Here is a 22499-nt window from a genome sequence, read left to right on the forward strand (position 1 = left end):
TGCGAAGAGGCGCCTCAGGTTCCTGAAACCGGCGCCAGCCGATGAGTGCTCCAAGCATTCTGTCGGTCGCTGCGGAAATCTTTCCGCTGATCAAGACTGGCGGGCTGGCCGACGTCGTCGGGGCGCTGCCGCTGGCTCTGGCCCGGGAGGGCGTCAAGGTCGTCACCCTGATCCCCGGCTATCCGGCCGTGAGAGCCGCGATGGAAACGCCCAGCGTCGTCCATCGCTTCGCCAGCCTCATGGGCGGCCCGGCGCGTTTGCTGCGCGCAAGGGCCGGCGCCCTGGACCTGCTGGTCATCGACGCGCCCCACCTCTACGACCGGCCTGGCAATCCCTATCTGCAGGCGCCGGGCGTCGAATGGCCTGACAACGGCCTTCGCTTCGCCGCCCTGGCTAAGGTCGCCGCCGAAATTGGCCTGGGTCTCCTGGCCGACTACCGGCCCGACGTCATCCAGGCCCACGACTGGCATGCCGGCCTGACCCCGGCCTATCTTCACTACGCCCAGAAGGAGCGCCGGCTTCGCGCGCCGCCGGTGGTCCTGTCGATCCACAATCTGGCCTTTCAGGGACTGTTCCCAGCAAGCCTGCGGCCCAAGCTTGGGCTGCCGGCCGAGGCCATGGCCATCGACGGGGTCGAGTACTGGGGCGACATCGGCTTTCTCAAGGCAGGCATCCAGTTCGCCGACCAGGTCACCACTGTCTCCCCAAGCTATGCGGCGGAAATCACCACCGAGGAGGGCGGCATGGGCCTGGGCGGGCTCTTGAAGGCCCGCGCCAAGTCGCTGATCGGCATCCTCAATGGGATCGACGCCGAGGTCTGGAATCCCGAGACAGATAGCGACATCAGCGCCCGCTACAGCGCCCAGACGCTCGAACGCCGGGCCATCAACAAGCTGGCCCTTCAAGCCAAGTTTGGCCTGCGCCCGGACGCCGAAGCCCCGCTTTTTGGCATCCTCAGCCGCCTGACCGACCAGAAGGGCGTCGACCTGCTGCTGGGCGCGCTGCCGGTGCTGTTCGCCGAGGGCGCCCAGCTGATCGTCTGCGGCCAGGGCGAGCCGCGATATGAGGCCGCGTTCGCGCAGGCCGCCGAGCGCTATCCCGGCGCCATGGGTCGGTTCCTGGGCTACAGAGAAGATCTCGCTCACCTCATTCAGGCCGGCGCCGACGCGATCCTGGCGCCGTCGCGTTTCGAGCCCTGCGGCCTTACTCAGCTTTGCGCCATGCGATATGGCGCCATCCCTGTCGTCTCGCGTACAGGCGGGCTGTCAGACACTATTATCGACGCCAACACGGCCGGCATCGCCCGGTCGGCCGCCACCGGCGTGCAGTTCGCGCCGGCCACCCAGGACATGCTCGAAGACGCCATCCGCCGGACCTGCGCCCTTTATCGCGATCCGACCAGCTGGCGGCGCGTCCAGCTCAACGCCATGGCGTCCGATAGTTCATGGCGCGTGTCCGCGGCCGAATACGCCGCGCTTTTTGCGCGATTGGCGGCCCGGCCGGTCCGCGCCCCCGCCAATGATGTAACGACCCCGGGCGTTGCGCCGGTCGCGCCGGCGAGCCCTGGCGAGCCGCGCAGCTTCGCCGCCTACGACGCGGGAGAGGCCGGCTCCCCCGGTCCAGCGCCCCGGCGCGCCCCATCCCGCCGCATCTCGCCCAGCACCAAGGCGGCGACCCCTGGCCTTCGTCGGATTGAAGAGCGATGATCGTCGCCGAACTGATCAAGCTGCTGCAGGCGTGCCATCCCCAGGCCGTGGTGCTGATCCCGGCGGATCCGTCCATGGGCCAGGCGTGCGAAAAGCTAGCCGACGTCGCCAGGATCGACGCCAGCCAATTTCCCGACGGGCCAGCGGCGCAAGGCGGCGTGGTTCGGCTTTCGAGCTTTCCCGTCGATCTGCTGATCAGCGGCCTGGACCTCGCCGAGCAGGCTGGCGGCTAGCGGGCGCGCCTGTGCGGCTCCAGTCCCGGTCAGGCGAAATTGATCCACTCCGGCTCACGTACAAGCGCGTGCTGAGGCAAGCCGGTCATCGACCGAAGCCGCCGAAGGTCCAGAAGGTTGATCGTTCGGGTCCCGCGCTGGATCAGGCCTGCGCGCTCCATCGCGCCGAACTTTCGGCTGACATGGACGGGGCTGAGGCCCACCAGGTCGCCCACCTGCCCCTGCGTCAGTGGGAGCGGCATGGTTTCTTGCTCGGTCAACCCAAGCGCGCTCAAGCGGTCGAAAAGCTCGACCAGCATGCCGGCGATGCGAACCGATCCGTCGGTCTGCCCCATCAGGGCCAGGGCCTCCATCAGTGTAACGCGCTCGCGCTGGGCGCCCAGAAAATGCGCCGCCGCAATGCGCGGGAAGCGCGCCAGCATACCCATCAGGTCGCCGCGCGACACCGGTCTCACGATGATCGGGGTGATCGCTGTCAGGCACTCGGCCGTCCGCGTCACGCAAAGGCTTGGCGCGCCCAGGACATCTCGCGGCAGGTGAATCTTGACGGTCTGCTGGCGGCCGGACGCTACGGTGATGGACGACGCCACCCAACCGTCCACGAGTAAGAAGAGGTGGGTCGGCTCGGCTCCGTCGCGCTTGAGCACATGGTCGCGCGGGAGGTGCTGCGCAGGGCCCAAGACGGCCGCCAGCGCCGCGCGTTCGGCGCTGTTAAGATCGAAGACTTCGTCAAGGTATCCCCTCGGCGCCCCGGGCGCGCCGGCCTGCGCCGCTGCTTGCTCATCCATGGGTCCCCGATCGCCAAGAACCCAAGCTCGCGCATTATCCTAGGTTATGGTTTGCGACGATCGAACAGCCAGGCCGCCAGCGATCGGGGGCGCGGGTCTCATCTTTCCAAGGCGGCCGACCAGGCGCCGGAAATTGCCAGAGCGCAAGCAAAGCCTGTCGGGGGGCCGCCGGCCCAAAGGCGGACGGGCGCCTATCGAGGATGTCCAAGGTGGACGCGGACCGACCGACCCCCCCCAAATCTTGCCGCGGTTGCGCTGTCGGACCCGTGGAATCCTGGCGCTCCGATCGCCAAGCGCAGCGAAAAAAGGGCGCTGCGATGCGGTGGCGCCTGACGACCGGGTTGAGCCGCATGTCGCTCTCAGTTTTGTCGATTTTAGCGTGTGGTTCGGCGCCGCCAAAATTCGAGGTCGGCGGCTGAAACCGATCGCGGCGCTGCGCGATCCTATCAAATGATCATTATCGTCGCGCGTTCGAGAGCAGGTTTCGGCGTCCTGGTGGGGAGCGACCTGGTTGAGGAATTCGATCAGGTCGACATGGCGAGAGCCTGCGCGACAAGGCTTTGCGAGGAGGCCCTCGCGCGGGGGTGAAAGCTTCAGCTGGGTTGATGTCAGCCAGGCGTCCGCGCCGCTGGCGATTGGTCGGGGGCCTTAAGGCCGCGGGCGCACGACCGCGGACATGCAGCGCCTTCTCATCGGCCTCGCTGGCGATCCTGACTTGGCGATCCAGGCCGCTTTGCGTCGGGCAGGGCGTCGCCCAGACTGCCAGGCGCGGCCCGCGCCCCTTCGACGGCGTGCAAGCGGGACATGCGTATGCACCCTCCGTGGCGGGGGCGGGGGCATGGCGCCACGGAAGGTTGGCCAACGGCAGGCCAAGCGCGCGAGCAGGGCGCTTGAGGTGGCCAGGTCTCGACGCTCTTCCCCGTAGGGATCAGCCGTGGCCTCAGAGATTTACCTTGGCGTTGTCGCCCATTTGCGGTGCGGCCCCGGTCACCGCCGCCAGCACCATCTTGACCAACGCGACGGTCTTGCCGGGGCTGTCCCAAAGCTCGCCCTGGTCGGGTGTGAAGGTCATCAGGCGAATGGAGGGGTCGCTGGCGTCCTCCCACCAGGCCTTGTCGAAATCAGACCACAGCGCCGCGATCTTTTCGCGGTCGTTGCTCAAACGCGCCGAGCCCGACATCACCACGTACTTGTAATGGCCGTTGTCGGCCCAGGCGCAGGAGACGGCGGGGAAGTGCTCGACCTGGCTATTCTTGCCGCCTTCGGCGTCGACAAGAAAATAGACGGCGTGCTCGCCACGGCGCACTCGGGCTGAAAGCGGCCGGCTGTGCTGTTGCTCGCCGTCCCAGGTGGTGAACATCGCGATGTCGATCTTTTCCGCCAGCTCCCAGATCCGGTCGGCGACCTCGTGCGGCGGCTGGGGATTGTCGTCGCTGCGTTCCTTGGTCATCGCGGGTCCTCTTGATGTGAGCAGAAAGAGCCAACGCGCCGGCGCACGGCAATGTTGCACGCTTGAGGCGGGGCCCAGGCTGGTCGATCCGCCGATTTCTTCTGCGACGGCAAAGCTGCAGGAGGGCGGCGAGCAGCCTTCAACCGCTCAGCGCGGAAAGCAGAGCCTGAGCCAGCGCTCGCCGCTCGGGTTCGCTGTCGCAGGCCAGGGCCACGACCAGCTTGTCCTCGCGCACCGTCAGGACGTCGCGCCATCGCGATAGGGCCCTCTTAGCCTTGGCCGGCGCGGGCGTGGCCAGGGTCAGCGACACCCCCTTGGGGCCGGCGCGCACCTGACGGACCCCGGCGCTCTTGGCCAGGCGCTGCAATCGAGCCTGGTCGAGCAGGGTGTTGGTCAGCGCGGGAAGGGCGCCGAAGCGATCCTCCAGTTCCTCCTCGAAAGCGTCGATCTGGCCTTGGTCTTCGAGTCTTGCCAGCCGGGCATAGAGATTGATCCGGGTCACTGCGTCGGGCACGTAGACGGTCGGGATCGCGCCCGGCTCGCCAAGCTGCAGATCGGGCGTCCAGTCTTCGGCCTCGGCCTCGCCGCGCGCGACCCGCAGCGCCCTGGCCAGCAGGCGCTGGTAAAGACCTGCGCCGATCATCCGGATATGTCCGGCCTGATCCTCGCCGACCAGATCCCCGCCGCCGCGCAGGTCCAGGTCCCGGGCGCTGATCGCCAGGCCTGACCCCAGGCGATCGAACGCCTCCAGCGTCGAAAGCCGCGCGCGGGTGGCCTCGGAAAGGTCCTCCTGCGGATCCGACAACAGATAGGCCACGCCTTGAATGCGACCGCGGCCGACCCGGCCGCGCAGCTGATGAAGCTGAGCCAGGCCAAATCGGTCGGACCGCCAGACGATCATGGTGTTGGCGCGCGGCACGTCCAGCCCGCTTTCGATGATGTTGGTGGCCAGCAGCACGTCGCCGTCGCCATCGGCGAAGCCGACCATCACCGCATCCGCCGTCTCGGCGGCCAGATCGCCGTGGGCCACGCGCACTTCAAGCTCTGGGACGAGGCTGGCCAGCTGAGCCTGGAGCTGACCGATGTCCTCGATGCGCGGTGCGACGACGAAGCTCTGTCCGCCCCGGCGCTTTTCGCGCATTAGCGCCATGCGCAGGGTGGCCGCATCGAAGGGCGCCAGAAAGGTGCGGATCGGACGCCTACGGGCCGGCGGACTGGCGATGACGCTGACGTCCTGCACACCGATCATCGCCGCTTGCAGGGTGCGGGGAATTGGCGTGGCCGTCAGGGTCAGGAGATGGCCGTCCTTGGCCATGCCGCGCAACCTCTCCTTCAACGCTGCGCCGAACTTCTGCTCCTCGTCGATGATCATCAGCCCAAGATCGCTAAAGCCGATATCCTTGCCCGCCAGGGACTGGGTGCCGATCACCACGCCGATCTGGCCCGCCTCCAGGCCCTGCTTGACCGCCTTGGCTTCGGCGGGACAGACCAGGCGCGACAGGTGGGCAACGCCGATCCCCGTGCCGGCGAACCGCCGCTTGAAGGTTTCGACGTGTTGGCGAGCCAGGACCGTCGTCGGCGCGGCCAGGGCCACCTGGCGTCCGCTCAAGGCCACGGCGGCGGCGGCCCGCAAGGCCACCTCGGTCTTGCCAAAGCCGACGTCGCCGCACACCAGCCGGTCCATGGGGCGTCCGCTGGCGAGGTCGGCCAGAACCGCCTCGATCGCCGCCGACTGATCGGGCGTCTCGGGATAGGCGAAGCGGGCGGCGAACCTGGCGTAGGCGGCCTTGGGCGGAACGATGGACGGGCAGATCCTTTCCTCGCGCGCCTTGGCCAGGGCCACCAGGCGGGCGGCGGCCGCTTCCAGGTGATGATGAACCTGCGCGCGTCGCTTGGCCCAACCCTCGCCGTTGAGCCGGTCGAGGGTCACCGCGCTTTCTTCGGCCCCATAGCGCCAGATGCGGCCGATCTCCTCCACGGGCGCCTGCAGACTGTCGCCGCCGTGATACTCCAGCTGCAGGGTGTCATGACCCACGCCGTCGATTTCGATCCTCGTAAGGTCACGCAGCACGCCTACCCCATGGTCCTCATGTAAGACGACGTCGCCGGGACGAAGGTCGGGTTCGGCCAGAAGATCCTGCAGGTTGGTCGCGCCGCGTGCGGCCGTGCGCCCCCCAACCACGTCGCTGGCGGCGATCACGGCGAGCTGGCTGGCCGCCTCGATGAAGCCGGTGTCGAGATCCAGCTCGATGCTGACGACCGCGCCCGCGGAGCTGGCGAGCGCCTGCGCCCAGTCCGCGCAGGGCTGAGGCTTGAGGTCGAGCCCGCGGGCGAGAGCCCGGGCGAGCGGCCGAAGCTCCTGGCGCAATCCCGTCAGCACTACCCGACGCCCGGCTTGGCGGTGATGGTCGACGAGATCACAAAAGGCCCTGCCAGGGTTGCGCTGCAGGGCCAGGTTGGCCACCGGTTCGAAGCCGCGCGTCTCCAGGCGCACGACCGACCAGCTGGCGAGGGCCGCCTTGAGGTCTGCGCCCAGCAGGTTGAGCTCATCAGGCGCGCCGGGCTCAGGGCCCGCGCCGCCAAGCGTCTTGCGCGCCTCGAAGGCGTCCAGCACATGGGCCTCGACCTCGGCAAGACGGGCGACGGCCTTGACGTCCATGGAAAGCCTGGCCTTGGGCAAAAGCTCGAACAGCGAAACCAGGGCGCCGTAGTGTCGGGCCATGGCGTGCTCGGCCCCGGGAAAGCGTTCGGGAACTGCGCCATCGGCGCCGGGCTTGAGGATCAGCTCGCTCGCCGGGCCAAGGCGCAGGGTCTCGAGCTCGCCTGTCGAGCGCTGGCTCAAAGGGTCGTAGGGTCGCATCTCGGCGATCCGATCGGCGTCGAGCGCAATACGCACCGGGCAGGCGGCGTCCGCAGGAAAGATATCGACGACTTCGCCCAGGAAGGCGATCTCGCCGGGCTCGTCGATACGGTCGTCTGCGACATAGCCGGCGGCGGCGGCGAAAACGCCAAGGGCCTGGCGATCGAGCACGGCGCCGCGCTGAAGGTCGAACACCGTCTCGTGCGCCAGCGCCGCCGGCGGGAGCTTCTGGACGATGGCCTCGGGCGAGGTGACCAAAACCCGCCGGCCGGCCGGCTGGGCAAGTCGTCCAAGGATGGCCATGCGCCGCCCCATCACATCGCGCGACGGCGAGGCGCGATCATAGGGCAGGCAGTCCCACGGCGGCAGCACCAGGACCTCGAGGTCGGGGGCGAAGCCGGCCAGGGCCCGACCGATTTCCTCGGCCCGGCGCTCACTGGACGCCAGGTGAACCAAGGTCGATCCGCCCTTGGCCGCTTTGCGAGACAGGATCAGCGCCACTGCAGAAGCCGGGGCCTGGAGCCTCGTCGCGCTTAAGGCGCGGTGGTTGCGCGCGCCTGGCGCCAGGGTTTCGCCAACGGCAGGGACGGGGCTGGCGACCTGAGACATGGGGGAACAACTCTGGGAGACGGGGCCCGCGCCGCCGCGAGCAGGGCCGAAACACCTCGTGCTTGGAGAGGTTGCAGACGCTGACCTGGGAAGAAGCCCAAAGGGGCGCCTGGCGATCTTTTGACAGGGCGCAGCATCGAGCGCGGAACGTTAGCCGCGAGGGCGTCGTTCAGCCTGCCCGACGGCAGCGCTTGGCCGTTGGCGAACGCGCGAGGATCGGAAAGTGGGATCAGCACAAGCACAGCCTTGGGCGCGGCGTCTGAGGCGCCTGGCGGCGCGGGACGAGATCATTCAGGGGCTCGAATGGGCCGGTCGGCTCGGCTACGCCGCGCGTGGCGTCGTCTATCTCGGCCTGGGCGCGATCGCCCTTCTGGCCGCGGTCGATATGACGCCGCGCGCGCGTGGCGCCAAGGCGATGCTGGCGGCCTGGGCGGCCTGGCCGCCAGGCCTGGTGATCGTGGCTCTGGTGTCGCTGGGCCTGCTGGGCTTTGCGGTCTGGCGCGGCCTGCAGGCAGGCCTCGACGCCGATCGCCAGGGCGTCTCGCCCAAGGCTATCGCCGTGCGCGTCGGCCAAGCCGTCAGCGGACTGATCTACGGCGGCCTTGGGCTCTGGGGCCTGGAACTGCTCGACGCCTTCGAGGATGTCGGAGAAGCCGATGAGGAACAGGCCGCCCACGGCGCGGCTGCCGCGATCCTGAACTGGCCCTACGGCGAGACGCTGTTGCTGCTGGCGGGGCTGACCCTTGTCGGGGTCGGTATAGGCAACGTCATCCAGGGCCTGATGCAGGATTTTTCCAAGCGCCTTTCATGTGATGCGCGGCTGTGCCGGGTGGTCGCGCCCCTGGCCAGGATCGGCTATGGAGCGCGGGGCTTGGCCACATTGCCGGCCGGCGTCTTCCTGATCAAGGCGGGGCTGGAAGCGCGTAGCGCCGACGTCCATAGTTGGGGCGGCGCCTTGCAGGCGCTTGAGCGCCAGCCGCTCGGATCCTGGGTCCTGGGCCTGATCGCCTTGGGCTTGGCGGCTTTCGGCCTCTTTGGTTTGGTCGAGGCGGCGTTCCGGCGCATCCGTCCCGCCCAGGCGCTCGCCTGATGGCCCGGGACGATCGCATCGCCCGCGCCAAGGCCGCTTCGCGAGAGGCCCGCGCACCCACCCCCGCCAAGCGCGGCCCACTGCTGGCGCGCACGCGCAATCTCAAAATGGCCCGATCGGCCCACGCCTACGTCCGCGGCAGCACGGTCAAGTTCTACGACTGGTTGGAGGCTCGGCCTTCGAGTCTGCCCAGCGGCCCGCCGGTGTGGATCTGCGGCGACTGCCACCTGGGCAATCTGGGGCCTCTGGCGAGCGCCACGGGCGATGTCGACATCCAGATCCGCGATCTGGATCAGACCGTCGTCGGCAATCCGGCTCACGACCTTATCCGGCTTGGCCTGTCACTGGCCTGCGCGGCGCGCGGCTCGGACCTGCCCGGCGTCATCACCGCCCAGATGATGGAGGCCATGGTCGATGGCTACGAGGACGCCCTGGCCGGTGATTTCGAGGCCGAAGCCTCGCATCCGCCGATGATCGGTGCGGTGGTGCGCGAGGCCGAGCGTCGGACCTGGAAGCATCTGGCGGCCGATCGTCTGCGCGGCGCGCAGCCTGTGATCCCCATCGGCCGGCGCTTCTGGCCGATCACCAGGACCGAGCGCGATGAGATCGAGGCGATCTGCGCCAGCGATCCGGTCAGGGCGCTGGTCACCAGCCTCAAGTCCCGCAGCAAGAAGGACGACATCCGGATGCTGGACGCGGCCTATTGGGTAAAGGGCTGCAGTTCGCTGGGCCGGCTGCGCTTTGCCGTGCTGCTGGAAGTCGCTGGCGGCGGCGACGCGCCCGGCATCTGTTTCCTCGACATCAAGGAAGCCATCAAGGCCGCCGCGCCACGCGATCGCGACGCGGCCATGCCGCGCGACAACGCAGAGCGGGTGGTGGCGGGGGCCTTGGCCCTGTCTCCCCATCTTGGCCAGCGCATGGCTTCCGGCCGTCTGCTCGACAAGGCGGTGTTCGTCCGTGAACTGATGCCCCAAGACATGAAGCTGGAGATCGTGGGGCTAGCGCCGGCCCAGGCCATGGACGCCGCTCGCGCCCTGGCCGGCGTGGTGGGGCATGCCCATGGCCGGCAAATGGACGGGGCCGCGCGCAAGGCCTGGATCGCCGACCTGTCGCGCAATCGTTCCGGCGCCTTGGACGCCCCCTCCTGGCTGTGGTCCAGCGTCGTGGATCTGGTGGCCGTGCACGAGGCGGCCTATCTCGAGCATTGTCGGCGTTACGCCCTGGGTCTGGGCCAGGACTAACGGGAAGAGGACTGGCCGCTCATTGGGTCAGAGCTCTTAGGCGCCTGTGAATGTCGGTGGCGGCGATGGCGGCCTCGGCTGAGGCCACGGCGATCTGATTTAGCCCGCGCACGACATCGCCCGCAGCGTAGAGGCCGGCGATCGAGGTTTCCTGATGGGCGCTGACCAGGAGGTTGCCGTCGGCGTCGTGAGCCGCGCCGCAAGCCAACGCCAAGCGGCTTTGCATCTCACATCCAAGCGCCAGGTAGAGGCAATCGAAGGACCTCTGCGCCGCACCGCCGCGCCCCACCTTGACCGCCTCTCTACCCACGGCAAGGTCGCCCAGCGTGATCGGCAAGACTTCCACGCCGTGGTCGTCGAGGGCCTGACGATCGGTGAGCGTGGCCGGATCGCCAAGGTGCAGCAGCGTCACCCTCTGCGAATAGGTCGTCAGGAAGGCGGCCTCGCGCGCTCCCAGATCGCCCTCGCCGAGCACGGCGATGGCCTGATCGATGGCCTCGTAGGCGTCGCAAATCGGGCACATGCGCACCTTGGCCGCCCGGATCGCCGCTTCCACTCCGTCCAAGTCCGGCAGCCGATCGACGACGCCTGTCGCCAGCAGCACGAAGCGCGCGAACACGCGGGCGGGAGCGCCCGGATCGCCGCCAGCTGTCTCCAGCATGACTTCGAAGCGCTCGGCTTGGCGTGACAGACGAACGGCCCGCCCAGCCCTGCGTTCGGCGCCGTAGAGACTTGCCTGTCGGCCCATGTCGGCGAGAAGCCGGCGCCCGCCGACGCCTCCGGGGAAGCCTGGCGTATTGTGGCTCTCGGGTATCCAGTCGGCGCGAGGACGCCCGCCGTCGAGGATCAGCACCTTGCGGCGAAAGCGCCCAAGGTACGTCGCCGCCGTAAGCCCGGCGGGACCCGCGCCGACGACGATCACGTCGTACTCATCGATCTTGGCTGCGTCCGGCAAAGCAGAAGATCTCGTCATGGGCGCGTTCGTCCGGTGGCCAGAGGCGCCTTAACGAGCGCTCGCCTTGGCCGTTCCGAAAAGAGGCCGGGGGTCTTTACCGCCGCCCTGATCTGGTCGCGCCACGACGGCGTCTGGCGGGAACGTCGGGCAAGCCGCGCCGTTCAGTTGCCGCCCCGCCCGGGAGCGATCGCGAAACCGATAGAGACGCCGACCATGGCCCGTTACGCACTTTTGACCGCCGCCGCCCTGGCCGCCCTGACGCTCGCCGCATGTCAGAAGAAGGACGCCGAGCCCGCCCCGGCCGATCCGGGCACGAGCAACGCGGCCGTCAACGCCGCGCAGGACGCCACATCCACCGCCGTGGGGACGGCAGCGGCCGTAACCGGGCCGATGTCGACCGAGGCCTTCGTAACCAACGCCGCGATCAGCGACATGTACGAGATCCAGGCCGGCCAAATCGCTCAACAAAAGGGCCAGACCCAGGCGGTCAAGGATTTTGGCAAGCAAATGGTCACCGACCACACCGCGCTCTCCAACGCCCTCAAGCCGCTCGTCGTCGCCGCAGGCAAGTCAGCGCCGGCTGGGCTGGATGAGCGCCGCAAGGGTCTGATCGACAATCTCAACGCTGCGGCCCCGGCCGACTTCGACAAGGTCTACCTGACCCAGCAGGAAGCCGCCCACAAGGAGGCCCTCACTTTGATGCAGGGCTATGCCGATCACGGCGACGATGGCGGCCTCAAGGGTGGGGCGGCCAAGGCCCTGCCCAAGATCAAGGCCCACCTCAGCCACGTCCAGGGCCTGGCCTCGGCCGTCCACTAAGCATCATTTGATAGGAGACGCGTCCCCATGGGTCTTTTTTCCAAGATCGTCGACAGGATCTTCCATCACGACCAGGCCAAGGCCGCGCCGGCCGCGCCGGCCACCCCAGCGACGGCGAGCGCGGTCGCCCCGGTTGCGCCGGCTCCGGCCCCCGTTCCGACCGCCGCCCCGGTCGATGTCGAGGCGGTCCTGACCTCGATGGCCGAGATCGAAGGCGGCGGTAGCAATTGGCGCGGCTCTATCGTCGACCTGCTGAAGCTTCTGAAGCTGGATTCGAGCCTGGAGGCTCGCAAGGGGCTGGCCGACGAACTGGGCGTCCATGTCGGTGATGCCGGGAGCGCCGAACAGAACATCGCGCTGCACAAGGCGGTGATGAAGAAGCTGGCCGAGAACGGCGGCCAAGTCCCCGATAGCCTGTACCAATAACGCTTTGCTGGCGGCGCGGGCTCATCCGAGCCGCCAGTGGCTTTCCTTCTGGATCGCAGCCTCGGCGTCGCTCCTCCGACGGATCACCGGCGCGGCCTGGCCGTTTGGCTCCTCGAAGGAGCGGCCATGGCGGATAACAAGCTCAAACAGTACCGGGCGATGCGCGATTTCTCGAAGACGGCCGAGCCGTCGGGGCGCGCCAGGATCGCTCCCTCGCAGGCTTTGCGCTTCGTCATCCAGAAGCACGCGGCCAGTCACCTGCATTTCGACCTGCGCCTCGAATATGACGGGACCTTCCGCTCGTGGGCCGTGCCCAAGGGACCCTCGCTTGACCCGGCCGACCGGCGCCTGGCCATGGAGGTGGAGGACCATCCCCTCGACTACGGCGACTTCGAAGGCTCTATTCCCAAGGGTCAATACGGCGGCGGCACGGTGATGCTTTGGGATCGCGGCTACTGGGCGCCGGAGAAGGGGTTCGAAAAGATCGGCGCGGCCCTGGCCAAGGGCGAGCTGAAGTTCGTCATGGAAGGCGGACGCATGCATGGCTCCTGGGTGATCGTACGCACCAAGCGCGACGCTCGGGGACGGGCTAGCTGGATGCTGATCAAGCACCGCGACGAGGCCGCCCAGCCGGGCAATCCGTCCGGACCCACGGACGCGGATCGCTCGATCGCCTCGCGACGGACCATGGCCGAGATCGCCAGCGGCAAGGGCAAGGCCGCCACGCCGTTCATGACCGGGGAGGGGGCGCCGGCCGGCGCGATCTGGCAGAGCGATCGCGACGACGGCGCGCCGCCGGGGCTGATCGCGCCGGACGAATCCCGGACGAGGGGCGGCCAGGCGAAGGTCAAGCGCGCCAAGGTGCTGCCGGTCTTCATCGAGCCGCAGCTGACCAAGCCCGCCGACAAGCCGCCGTCCGGACCCGGTTGGGCCCACGAGATCAAGTTCGACGGCTACCGGATGCAGTTGCGCACTGAACGCGGCAAGGCGGCCTTACGCACCCGCAAAGGGCTGGACTGGTCGACCAAGTTCCCGGAGATCACCCAGGCTGGCGCGGGCCTAGGCGACGGGATCATCGATGGCGAGGTCGTCGCGCTCGATCATACCGGCGCCCCCGACTTTGCGGCCCTACAGGCGGCAATCTCGCAAAAGAACACCGTAAACTTGGTGTTCTTCGTCTTCGACCTGCTGTTCGACGGCCTGGAGGACCTGCGTGACCTGCCGCTGTCGGCCCGCAAGGCGCGGCTGGCCCGCCGCGTCGCCGGGGGCGACGGGGTTTTGCGCTTCGTCGATCACTTCATCACCGCAGGCGATGCGGTGCTGCTGTCGGCTTGCCGGATGGACCTGGAGGGCATCGTCTCCAAGCGCCTGGATGCGCCCTACCGCTCGGGCCGGGGCGAAGCTTGGACCAAATCCAAGTGCCGGGCCGGCCATGAAGTGGTGATCGGCGGCTATACGACCACCGCCGGCGCATTTCGGTCCTTGATCGCCGGGGTCCATCGCGACGGTCAACTGGTCCATGTCGGTCGGATCGGCGCCGGGTTTGGCCGCGACAAGCTTTCGATCCTGCTGCCGAGGCTCAAGGCCCTGGAGACCGCCAAGAGCCCGTTCGCGAGCAAGGGCCCGTCCCGCGGCGGCGTTGGCGAGGTTCATTGGCTGCGGCCCGACCTGGTGGCCGAGATCGAATACGAGGGCTTCACGGCCGACGGGCTCCTGCGCCAAGCCGCCTTCAAGGGCATGCGCGAGGACAAGCCCGCCGCCGAGGTCGAGGCAGAAGCGCCCGCATCCCCCGCGACGGCGCTCGCCGAGCCCAGGGCCCAGAAGGGCGCGAGCGTCACGGTCAAGGCGGCCAGTGTCAGTTCCCGGGGCTCGGCGGTGGTGATGGGCCAGACCCTGTCCAACGCGGGCAAGGCGCTCTGGCCTGACGCGGCCGACGGCCGGCTGGTCACCAAGCTCGATCTGGCGCAATATTATGAGGCGGTGGGAGATTGGATGATCGAGCATTTGCGCGGCCGGCCCTGCTCGATGATCCGCATGCCCGATGGCGTCCAGGGCGAGCAGAAGTTCTTCCAGCGCCATGCCGGCCAGGGTCAATCGGCCCTGATCTCCGAGGTGAGCGTCTGGGGCGACCGCAAACCCTATCTGCAGTTCGACAAGATCGAGGCTCTGGTCGCCGCCGCCCAGGTCGGGGCCCTGGAGCTACACCCTTGGAACTGTGAGCCCTTCCTGCCCGAGCAGCCGGGGCGCCTGGTCTTTGACCTCGACCCCGCCCCGGACGTGCCGTTCGAGCGGGTGATCGAAGGCGCGCGCGAGGTACGTGACCGGCTGGCCGACCTTGGCCTGGTGTCGTTCTGCAAAACCACGGGCGGCAAGGGCCTGCACGTAGTCACGCCTCTATCGGCCGAAGGGCTGGATTGGGACATCGCCAAGGCGTTCGCCCGCGACGTTTGCAAGGCCATGGCCCACGACGATCCGGAAAACTATCTGATCGTCATGGCCAAGGCCAAGCGCGGGGGAAAGATCTTCCTGGACTATCTGCGCAACGACCGCATGGCCACGGCCGTGGCGCCGCTGTCGCCGCGCGGGCGGCCCGGCGCGCCGGTGTCGATGCCGCTGACTTGGAGCCAGGTGAAAAAGGGGCTTGATCCGGCCCGCTATACAGTCCGTACGACGCCGGGCTTGGTGCGCAGGCTCGCAGCCTGGGAAGATTACTGCGAGGGCGAGCGGCCGCTGGAGGCGGCTATCCGTCGGCTAGGGAAGGTCTAGGAGATGGCCAGGGCCCCCGCGCCTCGCCGGCTGAAGGTCTATCAGGCCCAGTTCGGCTTCCACGACAGCGTGGTGGCCGCGCCAAACCAAGCCGCGGCCTTGGCCGCCTGGGGCACGCGCCAGAACCTTTTCGCCGAGGGGCGGGCCAAGGTCAGCGACGATCCCGACGCCGCGGCCGTTGCGCTGGCGCATCCTGAGGTCCCGCTGCGTCGCGCGGTGGGCTCCCAGGACCCGTTCAGTCTCGATCCCGGACTACCTCAGGTTCCCGATCCGCCGCCGCGCGGCAAGCCAGCCTTGAAGGTCCTGGCGAAGGCCGCGCCGGTGGCGCTGGAGGCCTCGCCGCCCGATCGTTCGGCGCTGGACGCCGCGCAAAAGGCGCTCGCGTCGATCAACGCCCGGCGGTTGGACGAGGAGAAGGACTTTGAGCGCCGGCGCAAGGCCCTTGAGGCTGAGGAGCTGGCCGCGCGCCAGGCGTGGGCCAAGGCCCGCAAGACGGCCGAGACGGCCTTGGAGGCGGCGCGCCGGTCCTATCGCGCCGCGGGCGGCGACGCCTAGCCTGCCTTGCGGGCCTTGTGCGCCGAGGCGGCCTTGGAGGTCGTCTTGGCCTTGGCGGCGGGCTTGGTCGCCGCCTTGGCCGCGGGCTTGGCTGAAGACTTGGCGGGCGCGGCGTCCTTCCCGCCCAGGCTGGCGCGCAGGGCGGCCATCAGGTCGATGACATTGGTGTCCTCGGGCTCCTCGACCTTGGCGATCTTGTGGCCCTTCTGCTTGGCCTTGATCAGGTCCTTGAGCGCCTCTTCGTAGCGATCGACGAACTGGCCCGGGTCAAAAGGGCCTTCCTGCTGTTCGATGATCTTCTGGGCGATGGCGATCATTTGAGGGTCGGCGGCCTTGTCGCTGATCGAGCCGAACACCTCGTCCTCCTTGCGCACTTCGGCGTCGGTGCGCAGCGTGTAGGCCAGGATGCCCTTGCCGCGGGGCTCCAGCGCCAGGAGGCGCTCGCGGGTCGACATCACCACCCGTCCCAGCGCGATCTGCCCCGAGCGCTCCATCGACTCGCGGATCACAGCGAAGGCTTCCTGGGCAAGCTTTCCGTCGGGGGCCAGGTAATAGGGATTGTCCCAGTAGATCCGGTCGATCTCCTCGGCGGGCACGAAGCGCTCGATGTCGATGGTCTTTGTGCTCTCCAGCTTCACGGCGTTGATCTCGTCCTGGGTCAGCAGGATGTACTCGCCCTTGGAGACCTCGTAGCCCTTGACCAGCTTGGCGCGCTCGACCGGCCCGGTGTCAGGGTCGGTGGTGACCATCTTGATGCGGTTGTTGGTGTCCGGATTGATCAGGTTGAAATGCACCTCGCCACCGCTGTTGGTGGCGGTGTACAGCGCCACCGGGCAGGTCACGAGCGAAAGCCGAAGATGTCCTTGCCAGGTTGGACGATAAGCCATGTCGAGCATCCTTGCCGCCCACCGGGGCGCAGGGAGAAAACGATGGTCGGCGTGTTTCGTTCTCAAACGCCGCAGGGCGCGGTCTCGCCGGTTTCGAGGTCGATGCGGAAGCAGTGCTCGCCGCCGGTATCGAGGTCACGCACCACCACGCTGATCTGGCCGTCCTCGTCCGGCGCGACCGCGAGGTCCTCAACATAGGCGACGGCGGCGGCCTCAAAGGAAGGCTCGCGCACGATGCGCCCATGATGGGGGCCAGCGTGGCGCGCGTGAACGCTGAAACGCCGGTCGTCGTGCGTGGTGTTGGTCATTACGGGTCTCCTAGCGGCATCAACGCGCGAAGCCGCCGAAGGATTCAAGGCGACCGACCAGGCGCCGCCAGGCCTGTCAGCGGATCTCGCCGGCGCTCTCGAACTAGGCGGTGGGCCTGCCGTCAGCCGGCGCCGGTATCGCGACTTCGAAATCCTCGCCGCCGTCGAGCGTCAGCCCGCCGCGGCGCCGCCCCAACGCCTCGCGGGTGGATCACCGCCGACCCCGCCCTTGGCCAGGCGCTGGCGCGGGGAGCCGACGTAGCGGATTTCGAACGTCGCCCGGTCGATCTGGCGGCCCACCGTCAGCACGCCTTGCGCGGCATGCGGCGACCCGGGGAGGTATGGCCACAGGGTCAGGGTTCCTGCGCGCTCGGCGCGGGTTTGAAAGGAGGGAAGAGCGCGGCCCGGCGATCGTCGGGGGGGCGTCTGGCCGGGCCGCTGTCGTCCCCAGGGCCAGGAAAGGCGCTGTATGGACACAGATATAAGTTCCGGGGCGGCGCTTCGTTCCTGGGCGGCGCGAAACTCACCAAAAGGCCGGTGGTCGACCGGCCGCCCTTGGCCAGGCGTTCGCCAGGCCAAGGGCGAACGCCCTAGTAGACCTTGCGCACCAGGGGCTCACGGGCCCAGATCCGGCCTGCTTCCGCGGCGGCGATGAAGTCGGCCACGGCTTTGGTTGGCAGATTGATGAGACCCGCGTCCGCGTCGGGATTGGCGTCGGAGAGCCCCCCCTTGACGAAGAGCGGCGCGGCGGCCGGCAGGTAGGCGATGACCTTCAGGTGGCCGAAGGCGTCGCGCACGAAGTTGACCGCCGTCGCCTCCAGCGCCAAGGCCGCGCCGCCGGCTTCGGAAGGCAGGAGAGCCACCGCGTCGAACAGGACCGACGGTCCGCCGTCGATCCGGAAATCGGCGGAGACCAGCTGGCCGCCGGCGGTGGTCACCCCGGTGATCGTCGGGGCGATGATCGCCAGCTTGGCGCCGGCCGCTTCGACCGCGGCCTTCAGCTCATCCAGCAGCGCGTCGTCAACGCCGTCGGTGACCAGGACGCCGACCTTGCGGCCGACCAGGCCCGGGGCGGCCTTGGCCAGGATGCTCAGCGTCGGCGAGGGCGCCAGATCCTGGGGCGGGACCGGGGCGGGGGCCGCAACGATCGGATCGATGACGCCCAGGCCGGCGGCGACCCGCGCGGCCAGGCTCTCGTCGATATTGACCAGGCGCGACAGCATCGCCGTGCGCACCCGCGCCACATTGCACTTGGAGAGCTCGAAGATCAGGGCGGCGACGATGTGATCGCGCTCCGGCTGCGTTTGGCTGAGGAAGAACAGGCGCGCCTGGCTATAGTGGTCGGCGAAGGTCTCGGGACGAATGCGCAGCTGCTCACCGGTCTCCAGATTGGGAAAGGTGCGATAGCCGCCGGTCTGGCTCTCGCGCTTGATGTCCTCGCCCAGGCTGGAGGGCTCATAGTTCACCTGGCCCTTGGGCAGGCCCATCTGCATGTGGCCGTCTCGCTGCAAGTTGTGGAACGGGCAGCGCGGCTGGTTGATCGGGATCTGGTGGAAATTGGCCGAGCCTAGGCGCTTGAGCTGGGTGTCCTGGTAGGAGAACAGCCGTCCCTGCAGCAGCGGGTCGTTGGTGAAGTCGACGCCCGGCACCACATGCGAGGCGCAGTAGGCGACCTGCTCGGTTTCGGCGAAGAAGTTGTCGGGGTTGCGGTCCAGCACCATGCGGCCGACGACCCGCAGCGGGATCACCTCTTCGGGGATGAGCTTGGTGGCGTCCAGCACGTCGAAGGGCAGGGCGTCAGCCTCTTCCTGGCTGAAGGTCTGCAGGCAGAACTCCCACTCGGGAAAGTCGCCATTGTCGATGGCTTCCCACAGGTCGCGGCGATGGAAGTCCGGATCCGCGCCATTGATCTTCAGGGCCTCGTCCCAGATCACCGACTGGGCATTGAGCTTGGGCCGCCAGTGGAACTTGACGAAGGTGCTCTCACCCGCGGCATTGACGAGCCGGAAGGTGTGGACGCCGAACCCCTCCATCATCCGGTAGGAGCGCGGGATGGTTCGGTCCGACATGATCCACATGACCATGTGCAGGCTCTCGGGCGTCAGCGAGATGTAGTCCCAGAAGGTGTCGTGGGCGGTCTGGGCCTGTGGGAACTCGCGATCGGGATCCTGCTTTGCCGCATGTATCAGGTCGGGAAACTTGATGGCGTCCTGGATGAAGAACACCGGGATGTTGTTGCCGACGAGATCGAAATTGCCTTGCTGGGTGTAGAACTTGACGGCGAAGCCGCGCACGTCGCGGGCCAGATCCATCGAGCCCTTGTTGCCGGCAACGGTCGAGAAGCGGGTGAAGACGGGGATGCGCTCGCCGGGGCGTTGAAGGAAGTCGGCGGCGGTGATGGCCGACAGGTCCTCCAGGCATTCGAAGAAGCCGTGCGCGGCCGAGCCGCGGGCATGGACCACGCGCTCGGGAATGCGCTCGTGGTCGAAATGCATGATCTTCTCGCGCAGGATGAAGTCCTGCAGCAGGACCGGTCCGCGCGCGCCGGCCTTCAGCGAATTCTGGTTGTCGCCGATCGGCACGCCCTGGTTGGTGGTCAATTGCGTCGTCTCGTCGGCGGCCTGCTGATGCAGTTCTGCGCCGGGCGCCACGAGGGTCTCGACGCCGACCGTGCTGTCAGGCGTGTCGATCGGGCCCTTGACGGCCGAAGGCTTGGACTTGGTCGGCATGAGAAGATCCTGACGATTTGAAGCGGGGCCTAAGGCCTGGGCGATGGTTATGCTGGCCGGCGGGCCTTAAGGCGCGGACGGCGGGGCGAGTTGGGCCATCAGTTCGGCCTTGCGGGCCGAAAGCTTCGCGCCGAGCGCGACGAGATCCAGGTCGCTGGCGCGCACCTCGGGAAAGAGCTCGCTTTCCTCTTCCTCGACATGGTGGCGGACCTGCTCGCCGAGCACCTTGACCTTGGCGTCATAGAGCGGCTGGTCCGGCGCCCCGGCCTCGATCTGGGCGATCAGGGTCTTGGCGCCCATATGCTCGACGATGGCTTCATCGATCAGATCGCCATCGCCCGTCGCCTCTCGGGCCGGTGGGTAGAAGAACTCTTCCTCGATCTGGGTGTGGACCTTCAGGGCCAGACAGATTTTGTCGGCCAGGGACTTCTTCGCGGCCGGGTCGGTCAGACCCTCATAGGCCTCGAAATAGTCCTCGACCTGGCGGTGATCGGCCTCCAGCAGAGCGATGGCGTCTTGGCCGCGCGTCTTGGGGGCGGCCTGCGCCTTGGTGGCGGCCAGTGCGGATTTCTGCTTGGCTTTGGTCTTCGCCGTGACGGCCATGGTTGATGTTCCGGTTGGGGAAGGACGCGGTCTTAACCGCCCGCCTATCCGGCCGTTCCGGCGATGATCAAACGATGGGTCAGGGCGGGCCGCCCCGCATCCCTTCCGATCAGCAAGGGGGCTGGGAATGGCCCGTCAGGGCGGAGCGCCCGCCCTCAGGCGTACCGACAGCCCGTCGCGGTTCCAGTCGAAGTCGATCTGGCCGTCGAGCTGGCGCGCCAGGTTGGCCATTAGCCGCGAGCCGAAACCCGAGCGCGATGGCGCGCTCACCGACGGACCTTCGTGCTCCTCCCAGGCCAGCGACCAGCCTTGTCGCTCGCTGGCCCAACTGACCTCCAGGCGGCCCCCGCGCACTGACAGCGCCCCATACTTGGTGGCGTTGGTCGCCAGCTCGTGGAGGATCATGCTCAGGGGCTGGAGCTGGTCGGCGGGTAGGGCGATTTCGCCGCCCGAAGGGCGCACCCGCGCCCCGGTGCTGATCGCGGAGGCCAACTCCTCTCGCACCACCTCGGCGATGGTTCCGCCGCGCCATTGGGTCCTGGCCAGCGCCGACTGCGCGCGCGCCATGGCCTCGATGCGCCCGTGGATGGCCTGGCGGAACTCGGCTGGGTCGGCCGCATCGGTGAGGCGCACGATCGACTGGATGATGGCCAGGGCGTTTCGGGCCCGATGATCGACCTCGCGCATCAGCAAATCGCGCGCGGCCTCGGCTTGCTTGCGGGCGGTGATGTCTATGGCCGTGCCGACCACGCGTAGACACCGATCCTCGGCGTCGAACACCCCGCGCCCCTTGGCGGCCACCCAGCGCTCTATCCCGTCCTCCGCGCCGATGGTGCGATATTCGACGTCGTAGAGGTCCTGCGCGGCCGGGTCGCAGGCGGCCGCATAGGCCCTGGATGTCGGCTCTAGGTCGTCGTGGTGAAGCCCGCCGTAGAAGTCGTCGAGGGTGACCGGCACGCCGGGCGAGTGGCCAAAGAGCGCCCGGACCCGGTCGTCCCAGTAGAGCGCGCCATCGCCGTTATCGACGTCCCACAGCCCCACCTCGCCAAACTCGGTGGCCAGTCGCAGGCGCGTCTCGCTTTGCAAAAGTGCACGTTCGGCTTCGATGCGTTCAGTGACGTCCGAGATCACCGCGTAGAGGCCGACCACCCCGCCGTCGGCGCCGCGCCGCGGAACATAATCGACCTGCACATCGCGCGGTCCGCTGGCGGGATAGTCCACGCGGCTTTCGAACGTCACCCTTTCCCCGGCCAGGGCCGCCTCCAGGTACGGCTTGACCCGATCGTAGGCCGCCCCGAGCACCGCCCGCACCCGTTGGCCCTGCAGCGCCTCGCGCGGGCGTCCAAACCACGCCTCGTACCCGCGATTGACGAACCGGTAGCGCTCATCGCGATCAATATAGGCGATCAGCAGCGGGGCGGCGTCGGTGATCCGCCGCAGCTCGGCGGCGCTGTCGGCCAACTCAGCCTGGGACGCCACCCGTTCCACGAACGCCCAAGAGCGTTCGGTGACCTCGCGCACCAAGGCCAACTCGCGGTCGGTCCAGAAGTGCGGGCCCTTGTGATGAACGGCCATTAGCGCTCGAAGGCGGCCGTCGCGCACCAACGGCATGCAGATGGTCGCGCCTATGCCGATCGCCTGGAAGGTGGCCGCCTCGTGGGCGGCGATTTCCGCGAGATTGTCGTTGATGACCAGCGGCAAGCCACGCGAGAGGTTCTCCACCGCCATCTCGCCGAAGTCGGCCAAGCGGTAACGGCCAACGATGGAGGTCGAGCCGGATACGGCCCAATCGCCGCGAATGGTGAAACCGTCCTGGTCGGGATCCATGTCGGCATAGGCGCAGATGGCCACGCCCATGTGCTCGCCGATCATCTGAGCCGCGCGCATCATCACCGCCTCGGCGCTGGGCAGCGTCGATGTGGCGCGGGTCAGGCGATCAAGAAAGAGAACCGTGCGCTCGCTCTCCTCGCGGCGGGCGCGTTCCTGCGCGGCCGATGTCGTCTCGACGCACACGCAAAGGACGCCAGGAACCTCGTCCGCAACCGGTATCGGACTGTAGGAAAAGGTGAAGCATGCCGGCTCGGCCTGGCCTTTCCGATGAAGGGTGACCGGCAGATCCTCATAGAACGCGGCCGCGCCGCTGAAAGCCGCCTCGATGATCGGCTCGATGGTGGCGCGCACCTCGGGCCAGACGGTCCAGAATGGCTGGCCCAGAGCGCCTGGGTGCTTGTCGCCGAGGATGGGGCGATAGGCGTCGTTATAGATGAGGATCCGCTCGGGACCCCAGATCAGGAACATCGGGAACGCCGCGCCCAGCAGCACTTCGAGCTGCTGGCGCAGGGGCTGAGGCCATGCGGAGGGTCGGCCTATCCCTGCGATGACGCCATCGGCCTCTAGCAGCCTCGCCACTTCGCCACCCGCCAGGATTTTGGACACTTTGAAGCTCATAGCGAGGCGGTGATCCGGCAAGGGGA

General features: G+C 68.1%; 17 protein-coding genes. 8 read left to right on the plus strand and 9 right to left on the minus strand.

Going from position 1 to position 22499, the window contains the following annotated elements:
- The first annotated feature begins 41 nt into the window (after nt 1-41).
- The gene (gene glgA, locus SGCZBJ_RS01600; RefSeq protein WP_101716290.1) at nt 42-1706 is read left to right on the plus strand and encodes a glycogen synthase GlgA; all 1665 of its coding nucleotides are present in this window, start codon (nt 42-44) and stop codon (nt 1704-1706) included.
- Entirely contained in the window at nt 1703-1939 is a 237-nt protein-coding gene (locus SGCZBJ_RS01605; protein ID WP_101716291.1) for a hypothetical protein, read from the plus strand. The genes glgA and SGCZBJ_RS01605 overlap by 4 nt, the downstream gene beginning before the upstream one ends.
- Nucleotides 1940-1968: 29 nt before the next feature.
- Here SGCZBJ_RS01605 and SGCZBJ_RS01610 read toward each other — a convergent pair whose 3' ends face one another.
- The 3 genes from SGCZBJ_RS01610 to SGCZBJ_RS01620 all read right to left on the minus strand — a co-directional run bounded on the left by SGCZBJ_RS01610 (nt 1969) and on the right by SGCZBJ_RS01620 (nt 7538).
- Complete coding sequence (locus SGCZBJ_RS01610) at nt 1969-2727, minus strand: Crp/Fnr family transcriptional regulator (protein ID WP_101716292.1); 759 nt, start codon at nt 2725-2727, stop codon at nt 1969-1971.
- A gap of 940 nt (nt 2728-3667) precedes the next feature.
- Complete coding sequence (locus SGCZBJ_RS01615; protein ID WP_101716293.1) at nt 3668-4177, minus strand: pyridoxamine 5'-phosphate oxidase family protein; 510 nt, start codon at nt 4175-4177, stop codon at nt 3668-3670.
- A 139-nt stretch (nt 4178-4316) separates the two neighbouring features.
- Nucleotides 4317-7538, minus strand: a complete 3222-nt coding sequence (locus SGCZBJ_RS01620) for a TRCF domain-containing protein (RefSeq protein ID WP_101716294.1) — start codon at nt 7536-7538, stop codon at nt 4317-4319.
- A gap of 331 nt (nt 7539-7869) precedes the next feature.
- Here SGCZBJ_RS01620 and SGCZBJ_RS01625 point away from each other — a divergent pair, with 331 nt between their 5' ends.
- Nucleotides 7870-8736 carry a DUF1206 domain-containing protein gene (locus tag SGCZBJ_RS01625; RefSeq protein WP_240621381.1) on the plus strand — a complete coding sequence of 289 codons (867 nt, stop codon included), beginning with the start codon at nt 7870-7872 and terminating at the stop codon, nt 8734-8736.
- Nucleotides 8736-9977 carry a DUF2252 family protein gene (locus tag SGCZBJ_RS01630; RefSeq protein WP_101716295.1) on the plus strand — a complete coding sequence of 414 codons (1242 nt, stop codon included), beginning with the start codon at nt 8736-8738 and terminating at the stop codon, nt 9975-9977. Before SGCZBJ_RS01625 ends, SGCZBJ_RS01630 begins: the two co-directional genes overlap by 1 nt.
- Before the next feature lie 19 nt (nt 9978-9996).
- On the opposite strand, the gene SGCZBJ_RS01635 is transcribed toward SGCZBJ_RS01630, so the two are convergent.
- Nucleotides 9997-10950: an NAD(P)/FAD-dependent oxidoreductase gene (locus SGCZBJ_RS01635; RefSeq protein ID WP_101716296.1), complete on the minus strand. Its 954-nt coding sequence runs from the start codon at nt 10948-10950 to the stop codon at nt 9997-9999.
- A 195-nt stretch (nt 10951-11145) separates the two neighbouring features.
- On the opposite strand from SGCZBJ_RS01635, the gene SGCZBJ_RS01640 reads away from it, so the two are divergent.
- From SGCZBJ_RS01640 to SGCZBJ_RS01655, 4 genes are all read left to right on the plus strand, one after another.
- Nucleotides 11146-11751, plus strand: a complete 606-nt coding sequence (locus tag SGCZBJ_RS01640; protein WP_101716297.1) for a DUF4142 domain-containing protein — start codon at nt 11146-11148, stop codon at nt 11749-11751.
- Nucleotides 11752-11778: 27 nt separating this feature from the next.
- The gene (locus SGCZBJ_RS01645; RefSeq protein WP_101716298.1) at nt 11779-12177 is read left to right on the plus strand and encodes a DUF3597 family protein; all 399 of its coding nucleotides are present in this window, start codon (nt 11779-11781) and stop codon (nt 12175-12177) included.
- A 126-nt stretch (nt 12178-12303) separates the two neighbouring features.
- On the plus strand, nt 12304-14943 hold the full coding sequence (gene ligD / locus SGCZBJ_RS01650) for a DNA ligase D (RefSeq protein WP_101716299.1): 2640 nt from the start codon (nt 12304-12306) through the stop codon (nt 14941-14943).
- A 3-nt stretch (nt 14944-14946) separates the two neighbouring features.
- Nucleotides 14947-15498 carry an efflux RND transporter periplasmic adaptor subunit gene (locus SGCZBJ_RS01655; RefSeq protein WP_101716300.1) on the plus strand — a complete coding sequence of 184 codons (552 nt, stop codon included), beginning with the start codon at nt 14947-14949 and terminating at the stop codon, nt 15496-15498.
- Here the strand turns inward: SGCZBJ_RS01655 and ku are convergent.
- The 5 genes from ku to SGCZBJ_RS01680 all read right to left on the minus strand — a co-directional run bounded on the left by ku (nt 15495) and on the right by SGCZBJ_RS01680 (nt 22473).
- Entirely contained in the window at nt 15495-16385 is an 891-nt protein-coding gene (gene ku / locus SGCZBJ_RS01660) for a non-homologous end joining protein Ku (RefSeq protein ID WP_101716336.1), read from the minus strand. The genes SGCZBJ_RS01655 and ku overlap by 4 nt on opposite strands.
- Nucleotides 16386-16447: 62 nt before the next feature.
- On the minus strand, nt 16448-16693 hold the full coding sequence (locus SGCZBJ_RS01665) for a DUF5961 family protein (protein ID WP_101716301.1): 246 nt from the start codon (nt 16691-16693) through the stop codon (nt 16448-16450).
- Nucleotides 16694-17283: 590 nt separating this feature from the next.
- Nucleotides 17284-19422: a catalase gene (locus SGCZBJ_RS01670; RefSeq protein WP_101716302.1), complete on the minus strand. Its 2139-nt coding sequence runs from the start codon at nt 19420-19422 to the stop codon at nt 17284-17286.
- A 66-nt stretch (nt 19423-19488) separates the two neighbouring features.
- Nucleotides 19489-20025, minus strand: coding sequence for a hemerythrin domain-containing protein (locus SGCZBJ_RS01675; protein WP_101716303.1), 537 nt, complete (start codon nt 20023-20025; stop codon nt 19489-19491).
- A 135-nt stretch (nt 20026-20160) separates the two neighbouring features.
- Nucleotides 20161-22473 carry a PAS domain-containing protein gene (locus SGCZBJ_RS01680; RefSeq protein WP_101716304.1) on the minus strand — a complete coding sequence of 771 codons (2313 nt, stop codon included), beginning with the start codon at nt 22471-22473 and terminating at the stop codon, nt 20161-20163.
- Between the last annotated feature and the right edge of the window lie 26 nt (nt 22474-22499).

The organism is Caulobacter zeae, assembly GCF_002858925.1.
GTDB lineage: Bacteria > Pseudomonadota > Alphaproteobacteria > Caulobacterales > Caulobacteraceae > Caulobacter > Caulobacter zeae.